This window comes from Enterococcus casseliflavus (assembly GCF_029215545.1).
Classification (GTDB): Bacteria; Bacillota; Bacilli; order Lactobacillales; family Enterococcaceae; genus Enterococcus_D; species Enterococcus_D casseliflavus.
On sequence record NZ_CP119393.1, the window covers coordinates 3104434 to 3125496 of the forward strand.

General features: G+C 34.3%; 17 protein-coding genes. 6 read left to right on the forward strand and 11 right to left on the reverse strand.

All coding sequences use genetic code 11. The features are described from left to right. Positions 1 to 210: 210 nt before the first annotated feature. The 6 genes from P0G38_RS14640 to P0G38_RS14665 form a co-directional block, all read right to left on the reverse strand. On the reverse strand, positions 211 to 792 hold the full coding sequence (locus P0G38_RS14640) for a GNAT family N-acetyltransferase (RefSeq protein ID WP_275852538.1): 582 nt from the start codon (positions 790 to 792) through the stop codon (positions 211 to 213). A gap of 291 nt (positions 793 to 1083) precedes the next feature. Further along, positions 1084 to 1983 carry a DUF7916 family protein gene (locus tag P0G38_RS14645; protein ID WP_275852541.1) on the reverse strand — a complete coding sequence of 300 codons (900 nt, stop codon included), beginning with the start codon at positions 1981 to 1983 and terminating at the stop codon, positions 1084 to 1086. Between the two features lies 1 nt (position 1984). Next, positions 1985 to 3265, reverse strand: coding sequence for a PTS cellobiose transporter subunit IIC (gene celB, locus P0G38_RS14650; protein WP_275852544.1), 1281 nt, complete (start codon positions 3263 to 3265; stop codon positions 1985 to 1987). Between the two features lie 707 nt (positions 3266 to 3972). Continuing rightward, positions 3973 to 4716, reverse strand: coding sequence for a hypothetical protein (locus tag P0G38_RS14655; RefSeq protein WP_005227479.1), 744 nt, complete (start codon positions 4714 to 4716; stop codon positions 3973 to 3975). Between the two features lie 483 nt (positions 4717 to 5199). Further along, positions 5200 to 5535: a nucleotide pyrophosphohydrolase gene (locus P0G38_RS14660; RefSeq protein WP_086294531.1), complete on the reverse strand. Its 336-nt coding sequence runs from the start codon at positions 5533 to 5535 to the stop codon at positions 5200 to 5202. Then, positions 5498 to 7192 carry a DUF2075 domain-containing protein gene (locus P0G38_RS14665; RefSeq protein WP_275852552.1) on the reverse strand — a complete coding sequence of 565 codons (1695 nt, stop codon included), beginning with the start codon at positions 7190 to 7192 and terminating at the stop codon, positions 5498 to 5500. Before P0G38_RS14665 ends, P0G38_RS14660 begins: the two co-directional genes overlap by 38 nt. Positions 7193 to 7621: 429 nt before the next feature. On the opposite strand from P0G38_RS14665, the gene P0G38_RS14670 reads away from it, so the two are divergent. From P0G38_RS14670 to P0G38_RS14695, 6 genes are all read left to right on the forward strand, one after another. After that, entirely contained in the window at positions 7622 to 7909 is a 288-nt protein-coding gene (locus tag P0G38_RS14670; RefSeq protein WP_096742208.1) for a hypothetical protein, read from the forward strand. A 174-nt stretch (positions 7910 to 8083) separates the two neighbouring features. Then, positions 8084 to 8392, forward strand: a complete 309-nt coding sequence (locus tag P0G38_RS14675) for a hypothetical protein (RefSeq protein WP_142965046.1) — start codon at positions 8084 to 8086, stop codon at positions 8390 to 8392. A gap of 697 nt (positions 8393 to 9089) precedes the next feature. Further along, a complete protein-coding gene (locus P0G38_RS14680) occupies positions 9090 to 9668 on the forward strand; it encodes a hypothetical protein (protein ID WP_016609661.1) in 579 nt (192 codons plus the stop codon). Positions 9669 to 10476: 808 nt separating this feature from the next. After that, the gene (locus tag P0G38_RS14685) at positions 10477 to 10722 is read left to right on the forward strand and encodes a hypothetical protein (RefSeq protein WP_275852560.1); all 246 of its coding nucleotides are present in this window, start codon (positions 10477 to 10479) and stop codon (positions 10720 to 10722) included. A gap of 130 nt (positions 10723 to 10852) precedes the next feature. Continuing rightward, positions 10853 to 11254 (forward strand): VOC family protein, encoded by a 402-nt coding sequence (locus tag P0G38_RS14690; protein WP_275852563.1) that lies wholly within the window; start codon positions 10853 to 10855, stop codon positions 11252 to 11254. 492 nt (positions 11255 to 11746) lie between these two features. Beyond that, entirely contained in the window at positions 11747 to 11932 is a 186-nt protein-coding gene (locus P0G38_RS14695) for a DUF6440 family protein (RefSeq protein ID WP_015508919.1), read from the forward strand. Between the two features lie 490 nt (positions 11933 to 12422). Here P0G38_RS14695 and P0G38_RS14700 read toward each other — a convergent pair whose 3' ends face one another. The 5 genes from P0G38_RS14700 to P0G38_RS14720 all read right to left on the reverse strand — a co-directional run bounded on the left by P0G38_RS14700 (position 12423) and on the right by P0G38_RS14720 (position 20210). Continuing rightward, entirely contained in the window at positions 12423 to 12959 is a 537-nt protein-coding gene (locus P0G38_RS14700; RefSeq protein ID WP_275852567.1) for a HEPN domain-containing protein, read from the reverse strand. Continuing rightward, entirely contained in the window at positions 12959 to 14068 is a 1110-nt protein-coding gene (locus P0G38_RS14705; protein ID WP_275852570.1) for a DUF262 domain-containing protein, read from the reverse strand. The genes P0G38_RS14700 and P0G38_RS14705 overlap by 1 nt, the downstream gene beginning before the upstream one ends. A 149-nt stretch (positions 14069 to 14217) precedes the next feature. Continuing rightward, complete coding sequence (locus P0G38_RS14710) at positions 14218 to 17574, reverse strand: DEAD/DEAH box helicase family protein (RefSeq protein WP_275852573.1); 3357 nt, start codon at positions 17572 to 17574, stop codon at positions 14218 to 14220. A 30-nt stretch (positions 17575 to 17604) separates the two neighbouring features. Further along, positions 17605 to 18753, reverse strand: a complete 1149-nt coding sequence (locus tag P0G38_RS14715) for a restriction endonuclease subunit S (protein WP_275852576.1) — start codon at positions 18751 to 18753, stop codon at positions 17605 to 17607. Beyond that, the gene (locus P0G38_RS14720) at positions 18750 to 20210 is read right to left on the reverse strand and encodes a type I restriction-modification system subunit M (RefSeq protein ID WP_104010366.1); all 1461 of its coding nucleotides are present in this window, start codon (positions 20208 to 20210) and stop codon (positions 18750 to 18752) included. Before P0G38_RS14720 ends, P0G38_RS14715 begins: the two co-directional genes overlap by 4 nt. Between the last annotated feature and the right edge of the window lie 853 nt (positions 20211 to 21063).

Sequence of the window (21063 nt, forward strand, 5' to 3'; positions counted from 1 at the left end):
GATAGAGGGCTTATGCGATTTTTCGATAACTGTTGCATAGAAAGGAATTTAGCGTGCGAACGAAGTTAGAAGACAGAGCGAAGAACGAGTATTTTGAATGACCTTAAATTGCTAAAAGGTAAAAAAACAGTCTATTTCCCCTTGCTTGCAAAGTGAAATGGACTGTTTTCATGAAATAACCTTTAACCGTTTGAAGCCGACTGTTATAGATCAGCTCAATGCAGTTGACGGAAACGTTTTGATCAATGTCACCGTTTCTTCTGCCCCATAATCCCCTTCGGCATATAAAGTAAGATACTCTTCCAACAAATAGTCAGCAAGGTCTTGGGAAGATTGCGTAAAACCAGCCTTTTCATAAGATTTGACTGCAGCAATATTTTTTCTCGATGGTCGCATCATCAATTTTTGAATGCCGAATGTTTCATGTAAATGATCACCGAGGGTGACGATCGCATCGGTGCCAAATCCTTTGCCGCAATGAATTTTCCGATTCAACCAGATATCCAGTTCTGCTATGCCGTCTTTTAGATGAAACGAGGAGTAACTAATAAAGCCAATCGGTTCACCTGCATGTAGAATCAAAAAGCCTCTGCCATCTTGCGGTTGGGCACCAGTAAAGTAATACTCTTGATAGTCCTCAAAAAACTCTGCTTCAGTGGCGATCGGTGCATTAGGATAAGAAGGTGGTCCGGAATGATACTTTGTGGTTTCAGAGTGAAAACACCATTGATAGACCGCTTCTTTATCTTTGATTTCCGCAGGGGTTAAAGTGACTTTGTTGCCTATTACCATGTAGCATACTCCTTTGCTTAGTTAGTATATGATAGCTGCTGTGCCTATTTTAATCAAAGGTACTTTAGAAAACAACTGCTCGCCAATTCGTTTATTAAATATAGATTTCGTTTAGGAAAACAAAAAACCAATTGCTTTCTTTCATTTTTCAAAGACTTACTATGTAGGTTACATACATAAAAAAAAACCGAAACAGCAGACTTCCTCTCTGTTTCGGTCTTACTTCATTAGTCTACGAAAAATTCTTCTAACACTTCTTGCATTTCATAGGCATGTGCCGATTTGTTCCACCTATCGATTCACTGAGACGGCCATCCGGTGATAGGTATGGCGCTTGCCTCTGACGGCGATGGATAGTTGCAAGATGTTCTCGGGATCAGCGGTCCCAGAAAAACCTGCATCTCCGATATGATGAAGGTCGCAGCCGGCACGTTTGCTAGTCAATGCCAAGGCACGGATCGTACCTTTATCTGCACCTTCCTGTGTAGTGCCAATGGTGCCCATGACCAACTTCTCTTTTTGGTGGATAAAGGCCACTAGATCACTCATATGTTGTTCACTCAGCCCAGGAATCGTGCCCGCGATGGGTACAAGAATAACATCGGCTCCAGCTTGAATGAACGCAGACGCAATTTCTTCATCTAACACGGGTTCATTGACACCAGCTCCGTGCATTTTTCCAGCAATAATGATCCCAGAGAAAACGGCTCTTGCTTGTTTGATTGCCGCTGTAATCTCTTTATTTGAAACGCCAGTGGAAGGATTTCCTGTCAGACAGATAAAATCAAATCCAAGTGCTTCTGCGCGAGCCATGTTTTTCTTTGTTGCCAAACGCCCAGTCGCGATAGTTGTCAGCTGTTCCATCTGCTCCGCACAATCGTCGACAGGCTCAAGATTGACCCCAACAGGCCGCCCCGTTAAGCATTGCAAAAAGCGAATGGGGTCATCCGTTGTCGGTAATCCTTTGATAGCGCCATTTCCGCAATCAAATAGGTTCAGTAAAATCAAATCTGCCCCAAATGCAGCGACGAATTCAGCATTGGTGATTCCTCTAGACATTGGATCGATTTGGACATCATTTTCTGCAACGATCGTCCGCCCCGCACTTCCTCGGATACTTTCCAATAGCTGGTCTTTATCAAATGATTTAAAATCAGCTGCCGTGCAATTCAATAATCGTTTTGTCTTCATTTTACGCCTCACTTTCTGAACCGAGTTCACTGGCTAATGTCCGATTATCCAGCATTTTGAAGAATGGATAATAGATGGCGATAGAAACCGTCAGATTCACCAGTTGTAAGATTGCCCCCGAAATATGTCCGCCTGTGGCTAGATAACCGCCGATGATTGGCGGCATCGACCAGGGCACCAAAACGACGGCAGGTTGGACGATCCCCATGGCAACTGTCGTATAAGAGATGATATAGCAAACGACCGGCGTCAGAATATAAGGGAACAAAATCAATGGATTCATGACAACGGGCAATCCAAACATGATGGGTTCATTGACATTGAAAACCGTTGATGGAAATCCGAGTTTCCCCAACTCTTTTAAATACTTGCTTTTACTTCTGACTAATAGCAAGATCGCTAAGCCCAAAATCACCCCACTACCGCCAATCCAGACAAAGGTATTCATAAAGGTATAATTGATGATATGCGGAATCGTTTCGCCGTTTTGAAAAGCGATTCGATTCTCATCGATCATTTGAATCCATGTCGGCTGCAAGACGCTCAAGACCAAGTCCCACCCGTGGATACCCACTGACCAAAACAATGACGTAAACATAATGGCAAACAGACCGCCTACAAAGCCTCCGCCAATGATAGATAGTGGTTGTCCCACAAGGCTGTACAGCAGATCATGAACATTCGTGTTGCCGAATGATTCCACTAATAAACGAATCACCCAGAAAAGCGAGAGGCAAAAGAATGAGGGGATCAATGCAATAAAGGAGCGACTGACCGCCGGGGGAACGTTTTCTGGCATGCGAATCACGATATTCTTTTGTACGAATAATCGGAAAATCTCCGCCGTGATTAGACTAGTGATGATTGCTACGATCAGCCCGCGGCTACCAAGATAAGACATTTGAATGCCGCCATCTTCAATCGGAGTGACTAAAAGAAAAACCGAAGCTGCCAATACACCGGCAGATAAACCGCTGACGCGGTAAGTGGTTGCTAAACTATACGCAATAGCAAAGGAATTGAACAGCGCCATCACACCAAAGGTCACTTGTACGACAAAGTCTAATTTGCTGCGCCATTCCCCGCCAAAAATACTCGTAACAAATAGGTTAAAGCCTTCCCATGGAACGTTAGATAAAATAACAAAAATGGAACCGATAATAATCAAAGGCATCGTGGTGACAAGTCCATCACGGATGGCAACTAGATGCTTTTCACCGCCAATTTTCATTCCCCATGGCAGCATTTTTTCTTCCATAAATTTCTTTAACGAATCCTTCATAAGCTTCCTCCTTAACCTTAAAAGAACGCTGACAGATTGCTTTCAGGTATCTTTTCGAAGTGTGAATAGAAACCAAGGCTTGCCACCTTCAAGAACCTAGGATTGAAGTGCTGATCGCCAGAACGCTATTTCTATGAACACAGTAAGAACGCATGGCATTGGATTTCTCAACTATGACTGCCTATTTTCCATGCGACTGTCCTCAACTGATCTTCACACCTGTTATTTGCCGCAAACGATCCTGCGCATGAACCGTTTCAAACGACAAAAAAGGCATTGGACAAGATTGTCCAATGCCTTTGGCATAGCAAAATAAGCGTCCAGCATCCCACGGTTTTTGCCCAAAAACCTGCCTGAATCTACTAGAAATCGACAAGAAAATCGGGTACAATAAACACGTTGATGCCTTTGGCGATCAACTATGGCAACTTGATTGGTCATCCTGTTTAGAGAAGTGACTGATCAGGGCCTCGTAAGTCTGCGCCAACAGAATTACGGGGTGCCTATTTTTTTTGGTTTCTATTCGCTTACATTCTATAGAATGTCTTTTGGAAAAGCAAGCGAACATCGCAATAAAATTGTAAATAATGGTCAAAAATATAAAAACTGTTGTGATGTTTTTCGATTCATATAGAATTATCTGTTACTTTGCGTATTTATAAAAAAAGGAGGACCGAATCATCCATGATTCAGTCCTCCTTTTCGCGCTAGACGAATACAAATAAAATTCCAGAGCAGATCGTGCCTACCAATAACCCACGAATACTGCCTTCCCCTTCATTAGGTAACTCAAATTTGATGATATTCACCAGCAAAGCGCCGGTGATCAAGGCTTCAATGATGACCACCAAATAGTAGGGCAATGATACAAAGAGGGAGAACGCAGCTCCCGCGAAAATACTGAAGGAAAGCACAAAGCGGCCATATTTGTTATAGAGGGCACCATGATGGTGATAGAGCAGCCAATCGTTCATAAGAAAATGCAAACCAAAAGCAATAAAGTAGGTCAAAATGTAAAAACGCTCTGATAGCGTATTGGCAATCACGATATAGCCGATCATAATGTTGTAAATCACATGAAAAGCGATATCCGACCAAAAAAAGGCGTTTTTGGCACTGGTGATGTCTTTCTTTTCTAACACCATAAACGTCCGCTCATCGATTTTGTAGATCACGTAACTGAAGACTAAGCCAAACAAAACGATGCCATAGACCCCATGACTATAAAAAATCCCCGAATCCCAGCCAAATTCATCGATCAACACCGTTTGAAAATAAGCCAAATGGGGCAATAGATGAACGATCGCATAGGAGATCCCTACCCCAGCGGCAAAGGAGCTCATGTATTGCACGTTTAGTTTTCTGGATGAGATAACATTTGAAGATAGATGGATGAAGATAAACCCTAAAGTGATCATGCAATTCACAAGATTGTTTGTTAGATACGTCATTGTTTTCTCCTTCTTACATTCCGTTTCCGGCATCGTTTAAGCGCAATTTTCAATAACAAATTCTTTTTAATTAGTTATTTTTGGTTATTTTCATGAAATATTCTTGTTTACTATACAGTAAGTGGGCTCGGGGGGCAATAGGTTTTTTAGGTTTTTGGGGAGAAATATTTTTGATAGAAAATGACCTTCATTGTTGCCGATTTTTTCCCGATGACCTTGCCTTCATTTTCGGATAGGATAATCTTGTTTTTGCTCTTGCAGACAGTAGATCTAACTTCATTTTTATAAAAAAATTGCGCTTATTTGAAGATAACTTCAAATTTCCGAAAAATTGTAACCAATTTGAAGTTATCTTCAACTTTCTCAATTATGACAGATTTTTGACGTTCGTAACCAATCACTGATAAATTCAGAAAGCCGTTGTTGCTCCTATTCCATCAAAAAAAAGAAGCAAGAACTTGCAGCGTCCTTGCTTCTTTTTTGTTACAATTCATTATACTTCTTTTTCGAATCTTTACTTTCTTTCATCGGATACTTCATGTTGTTTTTTTCCAGCTTTTCTTTGATGATCTCATCAATATCAAGGCCCAAATTGTCTGCCAGCATATAAGAATAAATCAGAACATCGGCAATTTCTTCTTTTAGATGTTCGAAATCTTGAGTGGCTTCTTCAGGTGTTTTCCATTGAAAAATCTCCAACAATTCGGCGGCTTCGATGGAGATAGAAATAGCTAGATCTTTTTCATTATGGAATTGTCGCCAATTGCGATCATCTCGGAATTTATTGATCCGTTCCATTGAAGAGGGTTGGTTTTGCATGGTAGGATTGGCTCCTTTCGTTTTGTAGGGTTATGAGTTTTTGGCGGAGATTGGGATTGATTGCATAGATGTAAAGCCCTTTGATTGCTCGTTTCATTAATACATTCAATGAATTAAGGATGATCGTTTCTTTGGCTTTCTTCGTCAATTCTTGGTTCATATCGTCACGTCCCGTAAACGCCCCTTTGTCCTCGTATTTATCGATATCGATGACAAGCTGGTCGGTCTCTGGATCGTAATCAACGGAAGGACCAATGACGACTCCTACATTGTTTAAATCAAACCCTTGGACGGTGTAGATTGAACCGACTTCACTGATCGTATCTGGTCGCTCCGCCCATGTTCGCTTCGTATCGGTCGTATTCCATGGCAGGTTGATCCCACCAGGGTCTACAAGATAAGAAGCTCCGTCTTTTTTATGAACATAATCGAATGTTGAGATGATCCGTGACAGACCTTCCTTTTTATCGAGAGAAAAGATTTTATTCTTCAACGCATCATGGGTTTCCATAATCTGAAGCTCAAAAGATGCTGTTGATTCTGGAATCGGTGTTACACGTTTTTCTACGATATCATCGATCCATTGAATAATTTGTGGACTACTTCTCATTCTTAATTGATCTTTTAGCTGAAAGCGAGAAGCATTGTACCTTTTCTGAAACTGATACAATTTGTCCTGATCCCAATAACTTTTGATTTTCAATACTTGCTTCGGATCAAAGATACAAATCGTGATTTTTGCTCGCTTGATAATCTCTTCTAGTTGGTTTTCATAGTGAAAACTGTTATAGCTGTCTTTCTTCGTTAAAAGCAAATGGGCCTCATCCACAATAACGATGTCTGGGTGCAACTTCTGATTATCTGTTTTATTAATAAAGGAAGTTGGCTTTAACATATGATTCTTTTTTAAATTTGGCAAACTTTCTGCCATTGTGTGATAGGTTTTTAACATTTCTGAATGGTTGACCAACAAATAGTTATCGGTGCCTTTTAATACAGGCTCTGACTTTGTATAGTCTTGAAGGGTGTTATAGAGAGATGCCAATAGGACGCTCTTTCCCGTTCCAGCTTCTCCTTCGATCATCAAGACTTTTTGTGTCTCATCCTGCTGAATCGCTTGTTTACAGTACTCAATGATTTCAAGTTTTATATCTAACTGTTCTGGCGTCAGTTCTTTAAAAGGGGATAATTTATATACATCTTTGTTGCGAATCGTATCGATTGAGTGCTTCGCCAATTGACGCCTTTGCAATTCTTCCCATAACTCTTGGAAGACCACTTCATCATAATACTCTTTTTCATAATACTTATGCATCTGCACCTGTCTTGTTTGACTGACATTTTGTAACTGAAACTGCTCATCCCCAATGAAGTGATTGATCAAATTGGTTTCGATATTGTAGGTCGCTGATTGATTGAATTTTTCATGTCCAATCAGCAAGACTTCTTTAATTTCTCTGCGCTTAGAGTTATTCAAGTGCTGCTTCAATCGTTTGTTCACTTGAACCGTTTGACCAATGTACGCAACAGGTCTTTTCTTTTCATTTCGGTTGTAGAGTATGTAAACGACTGGGTACTGATCTATATATGCCGTCGTTATGCTAGATAGCTCACCTTTCTTGAAATGATGATCTTCTATGATTAGTTGGTTGGTCATATTTTAGAGTCTCCGTTTAGTGTCTATTCCATTAAGGTTATTTATTTTAGTATATCATTGCATATTTTGCTCTTAAAGCATTAAAGACAAAATTGGTAATTTTTTGTTTTAGCAAAATAACCATTATCTAAAAAATCACTGTTGATTAATCTACTAATTTCGTCCAACGTGCATACTTTGCTAATGATTTAATAGACTAACTTATTATCCTAAAACTCTTTTCAAACGAATCCTCTCTAAGACGTTCTAAAATAAATAGCTGAAAATCCCATTTGACAATTCATTAAACATCCTCTGTTTAGGATATTTATAAATTGTTTATTAAATTAAAAGAATTTATTTTTCAATATTAAAATAAATAAACGTTTTATAATTTTAATTTAACCAAATCATTCAATATGAGATAATCATTTACGAAAGGATGATTTGATGAACTATACAGTTACCAACCTAAGACATCTGCGGATCGCTCAAATTTCTTTGTTAACATACTATATTTATTTAGCCTTCCATGACAATATTTTCAAAGCTATTCCATTACTTTTTATCAGTGGTATTTTAGATTCCGTATATCCGCCAGACTATGCAAACCAGTCATTTTGGTTTCCTTATAAAAAGAAAACGATATTTTTAAAAAACAACAATTTATTTTTGGAAGGAGCATTAGAAATCTTAATCATAATTGTTCTTGGTATTTTCCTATCTCTTGTTTTTTAAAGTAAAGGAACAACTTGTGATTGCTGGTTCCCTTCTACCCAACAACTGATTTATTTTTCTATTACTCACTACTTTTTTATCCATGTGTCTATTAAAATGGATTTACCAGATGAATAACGAATCCTTCACTGTTGGGATGGCCCAGTATTTAATCGAATGGAAAGGTGATTTTTTATGAAAAAAATTTGTTTTGTCTTAGTGTTGAGCAACGGATTATCTTACACACCATTAACTCCAGGTGTTCTTTATCAAAGAGACACAAGTCTCAAAGACTATTTTTCACCGTTTTACGACGTTTCAATCAATTATCTGAGAGATAAAGATACTGTTGATTACTTGGTCCTTCCTGATCCATTCGCTCCTTTTGATAATGAAAATAACCTCCCCATCATAAAAGTTCCTTCTAAATTTTTTCTGACTAAAGATTTTGAAAAAATTAAGGCGTACATTGATGACTACTTTAAAGAAAACGCGGAGAAATAATACTGATTCAAGAATATTAAATTGATACTAATGAAATTCATCCTTAAAAAGCCGTAGTATTTGAACCATTCCCTGTCCACTTGATGGCGATGGCTAATCAAATACTGCGGCTTTGTCTTTTCTCTTAGTTATATTAACTTTTTTTCCACAAAAATATTTATACTAATCGGGACTCAATAGAAGATCATTAATCCAAGTTAGATAGAGAAAAGTATCTACCCAATTTCAAAATGAGTATTTTTTCATACCTTCCATCATTATGCACGATATCTAACGTTTAACTATATAAGTTGAAGCATTCCGTGGATTATCTATTAAAAATAAGAGAGGAAATCGACCCTTTATCAGTAAATTTCGCTTATATGAAAATTTTAGATTATGAATAAATTCATAAAAAATACAATAAAATCAGGTTTATATATAAACAAAATATAACAGTAGACTTCCTGATATGAAGCGTATCTTCATCAAGCAATTAAATAAAAACACCCGCCATACAGCTTATTTTCCTACTGTCAGTTGGTTACACTTTCGACTTGTAAAAGTTTTAGATGTAATCAACATTTTTGTGTCCTCTTCATCGTTAAAGCATTCAGATAATTTAATACTATTAATATAAAATATTATTGTTATATTTTTATTTATGTGTTACTATTTTTTTGTTGTATAACTAAAAAAACAAGAAAGAAGGTTCAATATGTCGTTTCTGAAAAAATCAAAGATCGCTTGTTTTATCGCTTCACTTTTCATAGTAATTTCGCCCTTTTTTGGAACATTACAAATTGTAGCTGCAAACGAGATCAATACTTCTGTGGAAACAGAAGCAATCGAACAAGAACTTATTAATCAATACGCAGAGGATTTAGAATTTATATATGAACACGCTGCTGTGACGGACCGTGAAGGAAATATTGTTCAGATCAACTTGACTGTTATGAGAGAAAAATATGGTAATAATGAATTCTATGATATGTTAGAAAAAGATTTTGGTCAGCAACAACCTCAATTAAGAAAAGCAAACTTTGTCGATTGTATGAAAAAAGAATTTGAAAAAATTGTAGGTTTAGATATTGCAAAACAAATTTTCACGCCTCAGGTAAAAAATTTAATAGCTAGTAAAGCATGGAAGAAAGCGTCTGAAGTAATCATTAAGACCTTAGGAAAAAAATTAGGAACAGCTGCTTTGAAAAAAATATTAGGAAAATTAGTCCCTGGTGGAATTCCAGCTCAAATTATTTTCAGTGCTGGAAAATGTGGGATAAAAGCGGTAATATAGATTTATGAAAAAAATAATTGGTTTTATACTCATATGTGTTGTTATAGCGTCAATTCTTCCAATCGGATATTTTTTAATCTCAACTATATTCTTGAGAACACCACTAAACGAAGCGTTCAGGGACTTCTTGCTTACCTTCGGACTAATGTTCATAGTGACTGTAGTAGGAATGTTTTTCAAAAAAGACTGAGTCTTTAGAATTGCTCTCCAAAAAATTCAAAGCCTTAACATTTTGATTTTCCAGGTATTCCTTGACAGATGAAAAGGCGAAATATAAATATTTCGATCATGCACAGCAAAAAAGTAGCCCTTTTTCATCATAGGCTTATAAATTGTGCAAAAACAAATCTGAGATAGAATGAACTTTATTCTATCTCAGATTTTTTGTTGTTCTCCCTCATTCAATGATTGATGAAAAGATTAATTCTTACTATAGTACTTATTTCACTGTTTTATTTTCACATCTTTGTTTTCTATAATCTAGATCACTTCATATTTATATTTTTATTTGAGGTGATTAACTTGTAGTTATTTACCTCTATCGATGAAAAATTTACTTTAGCCAGCGATGCTATGACAACAGTAAAAACTAATTTGTACATATTCTGCTACCATTTATCAGACAAATTCAGAAAATACTCATTTGACTAGACAAAATCAAGTTAATCGTCATATTTACATACTTATCTAATGATTAAACAGTTTATTTGAACTTAAATTAAGAATTATTGACATTGATGTCACCTCACGCACACTTCTGCATGTTATAATTGTCACTATAAAAATTATAGTAGGAGCGTGATTAGCTATGGGTAAAATTGAAAAAAAGGAAGTCGTGGGAAATATTGTCGCATTCACTACTGTTCTTCCCGACCTGATGGATTTTCGCAATTCAAAACTTGCAACTTTTAGCTACTTCATTGATGGAAAATATTATATCTCAGAAAATAGTATTCCTGTTCCAATGAGATATGGTGTGGGCAATACAATGTCCATCAAATATAACGTAGAAAAACCTACTGAGATTTTTCCAAGACATTATTTTGTCATTTAATTGCAGCGACGTATTCTGCTCCTTTGTTGGATAACCAATTCAAAATTTTCCGATCTCTACGAAAAAACTGAAAGAAGCGAGTAACTTCTTTGTGATACTATAAATAAAAATTAAAAAGGAGAATTTTTGTATGCTTATCCCAGCTATAAGTTTTCAAGGAAATTGTGAAAATGCAATAAAATTTTATCAAGAGGCGTTAGACGCTCAAATTAAGTCCATCGTTTATGCGAGTGAAGCTCCGGTAGATTCAGGTTTAGATCCTGAGATACCTGATGATTTCGTTATGGACTCAGAAATCATCATCGACGGTCAGAGAATCATGATGACAGACGGCAGACTAAATAGACCAGCAAATGATTTTTTCTCCTTTTGTCTTGTAAAAGAATCAGCAGATGAAGTTACTACTATTTTCAATAGCCTTTCGATAGACGGAAAAGTGATTGATCCCCTTGCACCAGTATTCTGGTCCTCGCTCTATGGCATGGTTGAAGATAAATACGGTATCACATGGATGATCATGACCACGCATTAGCATATTACTTACTACTCCTTTAGCGTATTTTTTTATTTCAACAAATTGGACGTTTGTTTATTTAGTATCAATTTTTTTTGATATTATTTATTTATAGTGGTATTCTTTTTCTAGAGATGATTCGATGAAAAAGAATAGTACTCGATTAAGTCTATGGAAAATTTTGTTGATTGCGCTTGCTTTTGTCGCTGGTTCCTTTCTTGCAAAAATGGTCTTTTCTTTATTTTTTGTACACGTCTAATAACTAATTCAGTCTATGATCATTGTTATCAAGGAGGCGTTTTTTAGTGAGTAAAGTTCCTAAAGTATTCAAATTGGTAGGTATATTCTTGGCAGTCCTCTTTCTCCCTGCTTTCGCTACTTATGGCATAGACAGGAAGAAATAAACAGAATATATCGAAAAAAGGGAACTCTTTAGCTGCCTTTTTTACTTAAAAAATAATTTTTGAGTTTGATACCTTTGTTGGTACTGAATTTTAAAGGAGTGAATGTATGACCACCAATACAGAGTTTACAGTTGAAAAAGTCTATAAAAAAAGCACTAATGAAATCTTTATTATTACCGATCCTGAGACACAAGTGCAGTATATTCAAACGATAGTTACAGGTGCTAGTGGAAAAAGTGTTGCACTTACACCAAGATTAGAGCCAGATGGAAGTATTCATTATAAAGAGTAAGTGAGATCAACTTTTGTTGATCTTTTTTATCTCCTAGTTGGTATTTTCTTCTGTTAGTACAACGATCAAGCCAATTCATTTGTTTGAGTTCCAGATAAGGTAAGGAAAATAGACATGGTGTGATTTTCGACACAGGTTTTTTTGTGGTGCCCCACATTTCTTTTATCAAATAAAAAAAACGACAAAAAGGAGCGCTCCTAAGAGTACTCCTTTTTGTCATATTATTTTATGGAAAATAGTAAGATACTAATCAAGTCAATGAAGCTCTGAATGTAATGGTGTTCCCCTATTACCCCACAGACCCTTCCAGCAAAGGGATGGTGTTTTCTACAAGTTTCAACAGCTTCTAAATGCTGTTAGATCAACATTCGCTGTTTTGAGCGATGCCATGAAATTCTGATGATTTTTCGGGATTGGTGCTAGTTTGGGTGTTAGTTTTTAAAAAGCATGCATTAAGAGAACGTATTGAACTACTTAATTATTTCAACCTTTAGATATCCATTTCAATTTCATTTAATATGCAGTCTAAAACTTTCAATATATATATACCTGACTCGTAATTTTTAATAACTGTTTCCATCTTTATACTAGAAAGATTCACTCCGTGAGCAAAATCATTTCTTGATTGAACCAAACTATTTAAATTTGCTTTGTGTTCCCCTTCCTTGCTAATTAAATTTATATTTTCATTGAATTTATTTGACCACATACCATCCATTCCTGCGAGCATTTTCGTTATATTCCCTGAATTAGGGTTAGAAGAAGAATCTACAATATTTTTTTTTAGATAGACATTTAACTTTTCTTTTTCTTCTACTCTTAGAAAATCATAAATTAGAGTTTTATAGCTTTGTTCAAGAGTTCCACTTGACCTAACGATTGAATAATTTATCAAATAAGGATTAGCGGAAGCAAAATGATCTTTATTAATAATTTGTTTAATAGTATTTAACTCTGTTAAAACAACAGCTAAATTTTCTTGAACTTCCTCATTAAACATAGAATCATTATAAATGTCATGCTTCATTATATTTCCCCACCATATACATCAACATAAACCTTATTTACCCTACCAATTATATTATCAATATTTGTTGTCCTTTTCGAAATCATATCAATAAATTCTTCATCTAAAAATAATTTACCATATCTATCTAGTATCACTTCTTTTGGCGCTAACTCTAATTTGTTTTCAATTACTCTTAATGTAGCTACTGAAACTGCATCAAATATAACAGGATTGACTTTAATTTTTCTATTTGTTTTAGCTGGCTTTCTAAAAGATAAGTCATTAAATATTTCAAAAACTTGATTCATAGTGTCAATAAATATTTCTGTAAAACTCTTAATTTGATCTTCATGCATATTTTTCTTATCTGACATATAACTGTTTAAATAGTTTGTAAGATTGATGGTATGAGCATCAGGGATGTTATTATACAAATGATTCATAGAAAAAAACCTTAAAATCAACTCAATATCTAGCATTCTAGAATCTAATTTTTCATTTTGTAAAATTTCTCTCCATATCTCTTCCCTATTCAATTTTATTAGCATGGAATTCATATCTCCTTGATAAATACAATTCCTTATTTCTTGAGATTTTAATGTTTTTCCTCCTGTATTTATTCTTTCAAAAATTTGATACATTCCACTATCATTTCTAGGCTGTTTTTGTTCAAATATAATTGCATGAATTGTAGTTGCCCTTATTCTAATTTGCTCATCATCAGTTAATTCAACAAATGTCTTATTTCGCCATCTTTTATTAATAGCCTCGCTATTAGATAACTTGAAAGATTGGTTATTTCCGCTGAAAACTCCTTTTACAAAATCATAAATAGTCATGATTCTTTGATACCCATCAATTATTAGTTTTTTTTCATCTTCAACTTTTGCAAAAAATATACTAGGTACAGGCAAACCAAGCAATATGGAATCTATAAAACGACTTGCCTCTAATTTTGTCCAGACATAATTCCTTTGTAACTCAGGCTTAAGCAACTCACCTTCATCATACATCATTATTATTTCTCTAAAAGATAAATCTGCTCCCCAAGAACTTATATTAAATAGTTCATCGTTTGAAATACTCTCATCCTCATTCTTTTCTTCTACTAAACTAATTTCTTTCACTACTGTTCCTCCTTTAATAATAATAAATTTTATTTTCACAGTAATACATATAACTCTATAGTTTTTTTGAAAAAAAGGTTTTTAGACAAACAAAAACAATCTTATTTTTAAACAATCCAGGTTCATCAAAAAATCTTTATTTTATAAAATTAATTGATAATCTTAGCATTGTCATTAATTAAATCTATTGATTGAATTAGTGTCTGAATTTGCCTCTGGTTATCACCAAATAAATTGACAATAGTTCCGATACGTTTAAAAGGATCTTCCAGAAGTTGTGCTTTTTCTAAATAACCATTCTGAACAACATAATCAATAATCAATTTAATAAATTCTGATTGTTGTGAGTTCAAATTTTCAGTAGATAAAAAATCAGAAAATACAGCTTTGGCGGCACCTTTGTCTAGTCCTATCAGCTCCCTTACTAAGAGAGTCACAGATTTTTCTCCGTAACTTTCTTCATACTGATCTTTTGAACCTAATTTCTCCCAGAGAACTTCTTCCAACATCTCTACATCTTTCTTGGTCAATGGACGGTTATGATGTAACTTGTAGACAGCAATGTTATCCAAATGCGTTCTGATATAATTTTCGACTTTCTCTTTGTAACTACGTAAGTCATTTACTTTTAGAAGTGGTGCATCATCTTCATGTATCGAGATAATTTCATCTTCAAAATTGGTGTAATAGACTTTTTGCGTGTACTTTGGAATAAAACGAATTAGCTCTCTTAATGCTAAGCGAACTTCTTCCAACGCTTCAAGAGTTGGTTGCTCCCAAAATTCTGGTTCTTGGATTTTTTTAATCAACTCTTTTTGCTCCAAAATTTGAGGTATTGTCCCCAGTTTTTGAAGTTCTTGAGCACTTTCCATTACCTGTCGAATTGCTCGTGTTGCATTGCTCTTTGTTAATGTAGATAATTCAATAGTAAATACCCATAAATCAAATCGCTTAGCAAGTTCATCATCCTTTTCCGGTTCAATCAAAGGTGAAATATGTTTTTTTAGATCATTAACATTTAAAATAGTTAGTGCTTTCCATGAGTCTGAGTGTGAGAATTTATCCACATGTTTGATTTCCATACGAACCATAAAATAATTTTGATCTAGTTGTTGGACAAATGAAAATAACTGATTAACTAGTTTGGTTCGATATGAAATAAATGAAGATTCTTGATACTGTATGGCTTGTAGTTCATAAATCAATTCAACTTTTAAATTAAAGAGCCTTTGAGTCAATGGAGTCACCAGTCTAGCTTCTCCTATTTGCTTATCTTCTCGGAAAAATTCAAAATTTCGACCATAATCAAAAATTAGAAAACCATCTTTATCTTGTCCTGGACCAAATAAATTTTCACATAGTCTTGTCCCTCTCCCGAGCATTTGCCAGAATTTGATTTTCGATCTAACCTTTTTGAAAAAAACTAAATTCACTACCTCTGGCACATCAATACCTGTATCAAGCATATCAACAGAAATAGCAATTTGAGGATACTTTTCTTTCACTGAAAAAGTATCAATCAAACTTTGATGATAATTAACACTATAGTCAATAACATCAGTATAACTATCTCCTTTATAAGGAAAAAGGAGATCAAACCGCTCTTTTATCATTTCTGCGTGACGATGATTTTTCGCAAATATTATCGTTTTTCCAATCTCATCACCGCTAGAGTCTTGTATTCCTTTGTTCATTATTTCTTTTAAAACAAGGTCAATCGTATGTTTATTAAACAGCCACTCGTTAATTGCTTCTGGATCAATATCTTTAACTTCTGGTTCATCTTCAAAAGTATCATCAAACGCCTGTTTCTCTTCCTCAGTTAAGTCCTCATAATGAATGCCTTCATTTGGAATTTTCAGTTCTGTTTCAATCGTTTTATACTTCACCAAAAAACCATCGTCTACTGCATTATCTAAATCATAAGCATACGTCGGAACACCATTCTCTAAGTTAAAGAGGTCGTAGGTATTTTTATCAATATCTTCTCTAGGTGTTGCAGTAAGACCTACTATTAGGGAATCAAAATAATCAAAAATAGCACGATATTTTTGGTAAATACTTCTGTGAGCTTCATCAACAATAATCAAATCAAAATGTCCAACCGTAAACAGCCGGTTTTCTTCATGTTTAACTGAATCAATAGCATTCATCATTGTTGGATATGTCGAAAAAATCATTCGACTAGTACGCGGATTATTCTTCTCCGTATTCGCTTCCAATAAGTTACATAATGAAAGATTTGGCAACAGCTGATTAAAGTTACGAAAAGCTTGTTTTACCAACGAAGTTCGATCTGCTAAAAACAAGACATTCTTAGCCCAATTTGCCTGTGTTAATACATCAACAATAGAGATAACCGTTCTTGTTTTTCCACTTCCTGTCGCCATCACTAGCAGTGATTCACGTTGCCTATTCTCGAATGCCTCACAAGTATTAATAATTGCTTCTTTTTGATAAAAACGATTCGTTATGTCATCGTTAATAGTTATTGAGTTCAATGATCGTTTTGTTTCTCTTCGATCAATGATTAGCTGCAACTCATCTTGTGTATAAAAACCAGATACTTCTCTAGCTGGATAGGGTTCTTCAATCATCCATGTTTCAAACCCATTTGTATAGAAAACAACAGGTTTTTGACCTTTCTTTTTTTCTAAAAGATCAGCATAAAGTTTTGCCTGCTGTCGCCCTTCTTTAGGACTTTTCATCGTTCTTTTTGCTTCGACAATTGCTAAAGGCAGCCCATTTTTCCCATATAAAACATAATCGATTTTCCCAAAACCAGATTTATTAGGCATTCCTTCAATTTTCTCTTCAATTTCAATATTTTCATCGAATTTCCAACCAGCAAGTCGTAACTCAATATCAATATATCGTTTACGTGTTTCACTTTCAGAAATTTTATCAACATGGAAATCGTAGTTTCCTGATTCAACTGTACTTTTTCGTTTGTTCATGAAATCTACACGTGTTTCATCTGGTAGAGCTTGCTGCAATTCTTTAAGTGGCGGATCAGTCACATTAATTTTTTCTGTTAGCTCTCCTAATTGACGCGGCGATTCTTTTTCTTTGATAGTTGTTGATAAATTAAGGACAGCCTCATTGAACGTCCTATCTTGATAATTTTCGCCATAACAATAATCAATCCATAAAATAAATTGGAATAGATTTTTTATAGCTAATACAGCCTCTTCTCGTTTGACTGTAGCATTATTATGTACAGCAACATTCCCTAGTTTAATAATAAAACGAATAGCAGGCAGTAAATTGGGATCAAGTATATCTTGAAACTCACGATGATTGACTAATGAAGATAGATTATCACGATAAGGAACTTTCAACTCACTATCAAATTGATAAACCCACTTAACTGAAAGTTCAAGTGCACGTCGGCAGCAAATTGCTGCCATAATCGTGCTAACATTCATCGCTTTTTCTGTGTCAATACTAGCTTGAGCAAACCCCCGATAATCTTTATCTTTTAATAAAAAATCAAAATTCCCCATTTTATTCCTCCCTTCTTTCAATGTCTGAAATTATTGCTCAGGAAAGAGCTCACCACGAAATGCTTTTTGCATCAGAGCATTAAAATTATTTTCCATTTCATGTAGGCTTTCTTCCATGACTTTTTTTTGTGATTCGATTTCTTCGACTATGGAAGCGAATTTGTTTTGATATTTAATTGGTGGTAATTTAAATTGATAATTTTCTAATTGTTTTTTATTTATTTTTGGAATATTTGTTCGCGAACTTTGCTTTTTAGCATAATTTAAAAAATCAATTGATTTCAAAAGTTCTGCTAGGTATATTCTATTCATACCATCTTTTACTAATAATGGGTAAGAATCTGCACTCGTAATTCCTTTCTCATACGGCAAAGCAACCTTGTTTAAGTTAGGTCGGATTTTACTATATATAACATGTCTTTCATCAAAAAGGTACTTTCCACTTGTAATATTCACCTCTTTAACTCTAGAAATATTAATTAATTTTCCAGTGTTTTTCTCAATATTCTCTATTCCAATATATATAAAGTTTTGATATATAGTAAAATCTTTAATCATTTTAGTATCAATGGTCACATATTCTTTCAAACAGACATTATCCCACTTAGTTAGATTTTCATTATGAAGAAATATGTTAATAAAAGTATTCTTTTTTAGTCGCTCTAACTCAGCAATCTGTTCTTTGCGTTTTTCTATTAGTTTTGAAGCTAGATTTAGAGTATTGGCTATTTCTTTTTGATTCTCAATTGATGGAACCCATACATCATAATTTTTCAACGTATTAGGACTAATATTAGGAACTGTTCCTCCTACTGAATCTTGCTTCATTCTCTCACAGATTTGTCTTATCAAATATATAAGAAAAACTCGACTGATTTCATTATTTTTCGGTACTATTTTCGCAATACGTTGATTTAAATACATTTTTCCATTTATATCAGCAATCCCCATTTTCCCTATTGAACCCGACATGCCTAACAATATATCACCCTTTTGAATCAAAAACTTTTCATCAATATTGATGTCAACTACTCTAGCTGTATTTGCCGTAATTCTGATTTTATTCTGGTATAAATCACTCATACGTATAACTGGTACACCTTTAATATCAAACTCTTTAGATTTAAAGGCATATCCACTAACTATGTCTACATAGTCACCCAACTTCTTATTTTTCATCTGATCAAATCCTTAAGTTTATCGATTCCTTGAACAATTTCTTGTTCTATTATCTCTATTTTTTTTATGATTTCTAGAGGTTCTTCATACTCCACTTCATCATATTCAATCTCTTTATACTTATTAATACTTAAGTCATAATCATTTTCTTTCAGTTCTTCAACCGGAACCATAAATGATTTTTCTGTGCGTCTACGTTCCATTTCCTCTTCACGATTTTTGAAACGCTTGACAATATCAGGTATGTCATTCTCTTTGATTGGGTTACGCTTATCATCCAAACTATAGCCATCAGTCTGCATATCATAAAACCAAACATTGTCTGTACCACCAATTTCAGTCTTAGTGAAAATTAATATGGCAGTTGAAACTCCTGCATAAGGCTTGAATACACCACTTGGCATTGAAATCACAGCATCTAATTTATTATTTTCAACAATTTCTTTCCGAATATCTTTGTGAGCTTTAGAAGAACCAAATAAAACACCATCGGGAACAATGACTGCAGCTCGACCACCTGGTTTTAACGTTCTCAAGAATAAAGTCAAAAAGAGTAATTCCGTTTTCTTAGTTTTAATAGAAGCTAACAAGTCATTCGCTGTTGTGTCATAGTCCAAAGAACCTTTAAATGGCGGATTAGCTAATACAAGAGAATATTTTTCCCGCTCTAAATTATCTTGTGAAAGTGAATCTTGATACTTAATTTGCGGATTATCCACCCCATGAAGCATCATGTTCATTGCGCCAATTCTTAACATCGTACTGTCCATATCATTTCCATGAAACATATTATTGTGATAATGCTTACTTAATATTGAATCTAAAAATAATTCTGGATGATGTTTTCGAACATACTCACTCGCTGCAACTAGAAAACCTGCCGAACCCATAGCTGGGTCACTTATTGTATCTTGAGGTGTAGGAGCCATCAAATCTACCATCATCTTTATAATATGACGTGGAGTACGAAATTGTCCATTCGTTCCAGAAGTTGCTAGTTTAGATAAAAGATACTCATAAATGTCCCCCTGCATATCTCGATCTTCGGTAGGTAATTCTTCTAAAGCTTCTACTACTTTTTGTAATGTTCCCGGTTTATTAATTTGAAAAATTGCATCTTTCATATATCTTGAAAAAGCAGTGTCATCATTTTCACCATTTAAAGTTTTTATAAAGGGAAAAATTTTTTGTTGCATCAAATTGAACATCTCTTGTGCATCACCTAGGTCTTTAAATGTATGCCAACGATATTCAGGGTGTTTTTTGGGAAATACTGATGTGTATTCTAAATCCAATACTTTACTATTTTTTTCTTTTTCTAGTTCCGCACGATCTAAATCTTTCATGAATAGTAAATAAGTTAACTGTTCTATATTAGTTAATGGATTGGTACTTCCTTCAGTCCATAATGTTGTCCAAATATTGTCAATTTTACTCTTAATCGTTCCTGTAATCATTTTTTTATTTCTCCTATCTAGCACTATTTATAATTCAAATACAATCAATAAAAGTCATTATATATACTTTTCATTTTAATTTTTCTAGTTATGTATTCCCTACAATTGTAGCATCAATTGAATAAGAAATACATTTAGTCTTCAATTTAGAAAAATTACTATTATTACAAAAGTGACTCTTTTTTTGTTAACAGCACTACAAATTATTTTGAAATTAACCTTAAAAATAATTGATGGTGTGTTTCGTTCAAGCCTTTTATTAATTCTTCAACAGAAGAAGATTGTACAGGCGAAGTTTAATTTTCTATGTCTTATCTTCTATTGCTTCTTAACTCATTTTATTCATTACAAGAGGATAGTTGAATTATTTCAAAAACAATTCCTCTTGTTTCACGTTATCTAGAATATCATGTTTTTTTCCTTATTTATGGTATCTCTATCCATAACTTTTAATACAGTATATTCTATAAAATAACAACATAAAATCAAGTCCATCTTATTCACTTATAATTACATTATATACACTAAAAAGGTTTCGTCATTTTCTTCAAGATCGCTAATTTCCATAAAAAACAACTATAAACGTTGTTATACAAACGTTTATAGTTGTTTTTTCATCCCACACTGCTTTCCAGCAAAGGGATAGTGTTTTCTAAAAGTTTTAACAGCTTCTAAATACTATCAAGTCAAGTTTTTTAAATCTATTTAGCTTTATGGGAGTCGTATGATTTTTTTGATTTGGTGTTAATTTTGCTGTTAGATATCGGTTAACTACTCTAAATCAATTTACTGCGAAAATATATATGTCTTATTTAAAACGAGTGAAAGAAAAAGGCTCAAAAAGAAATGTGCA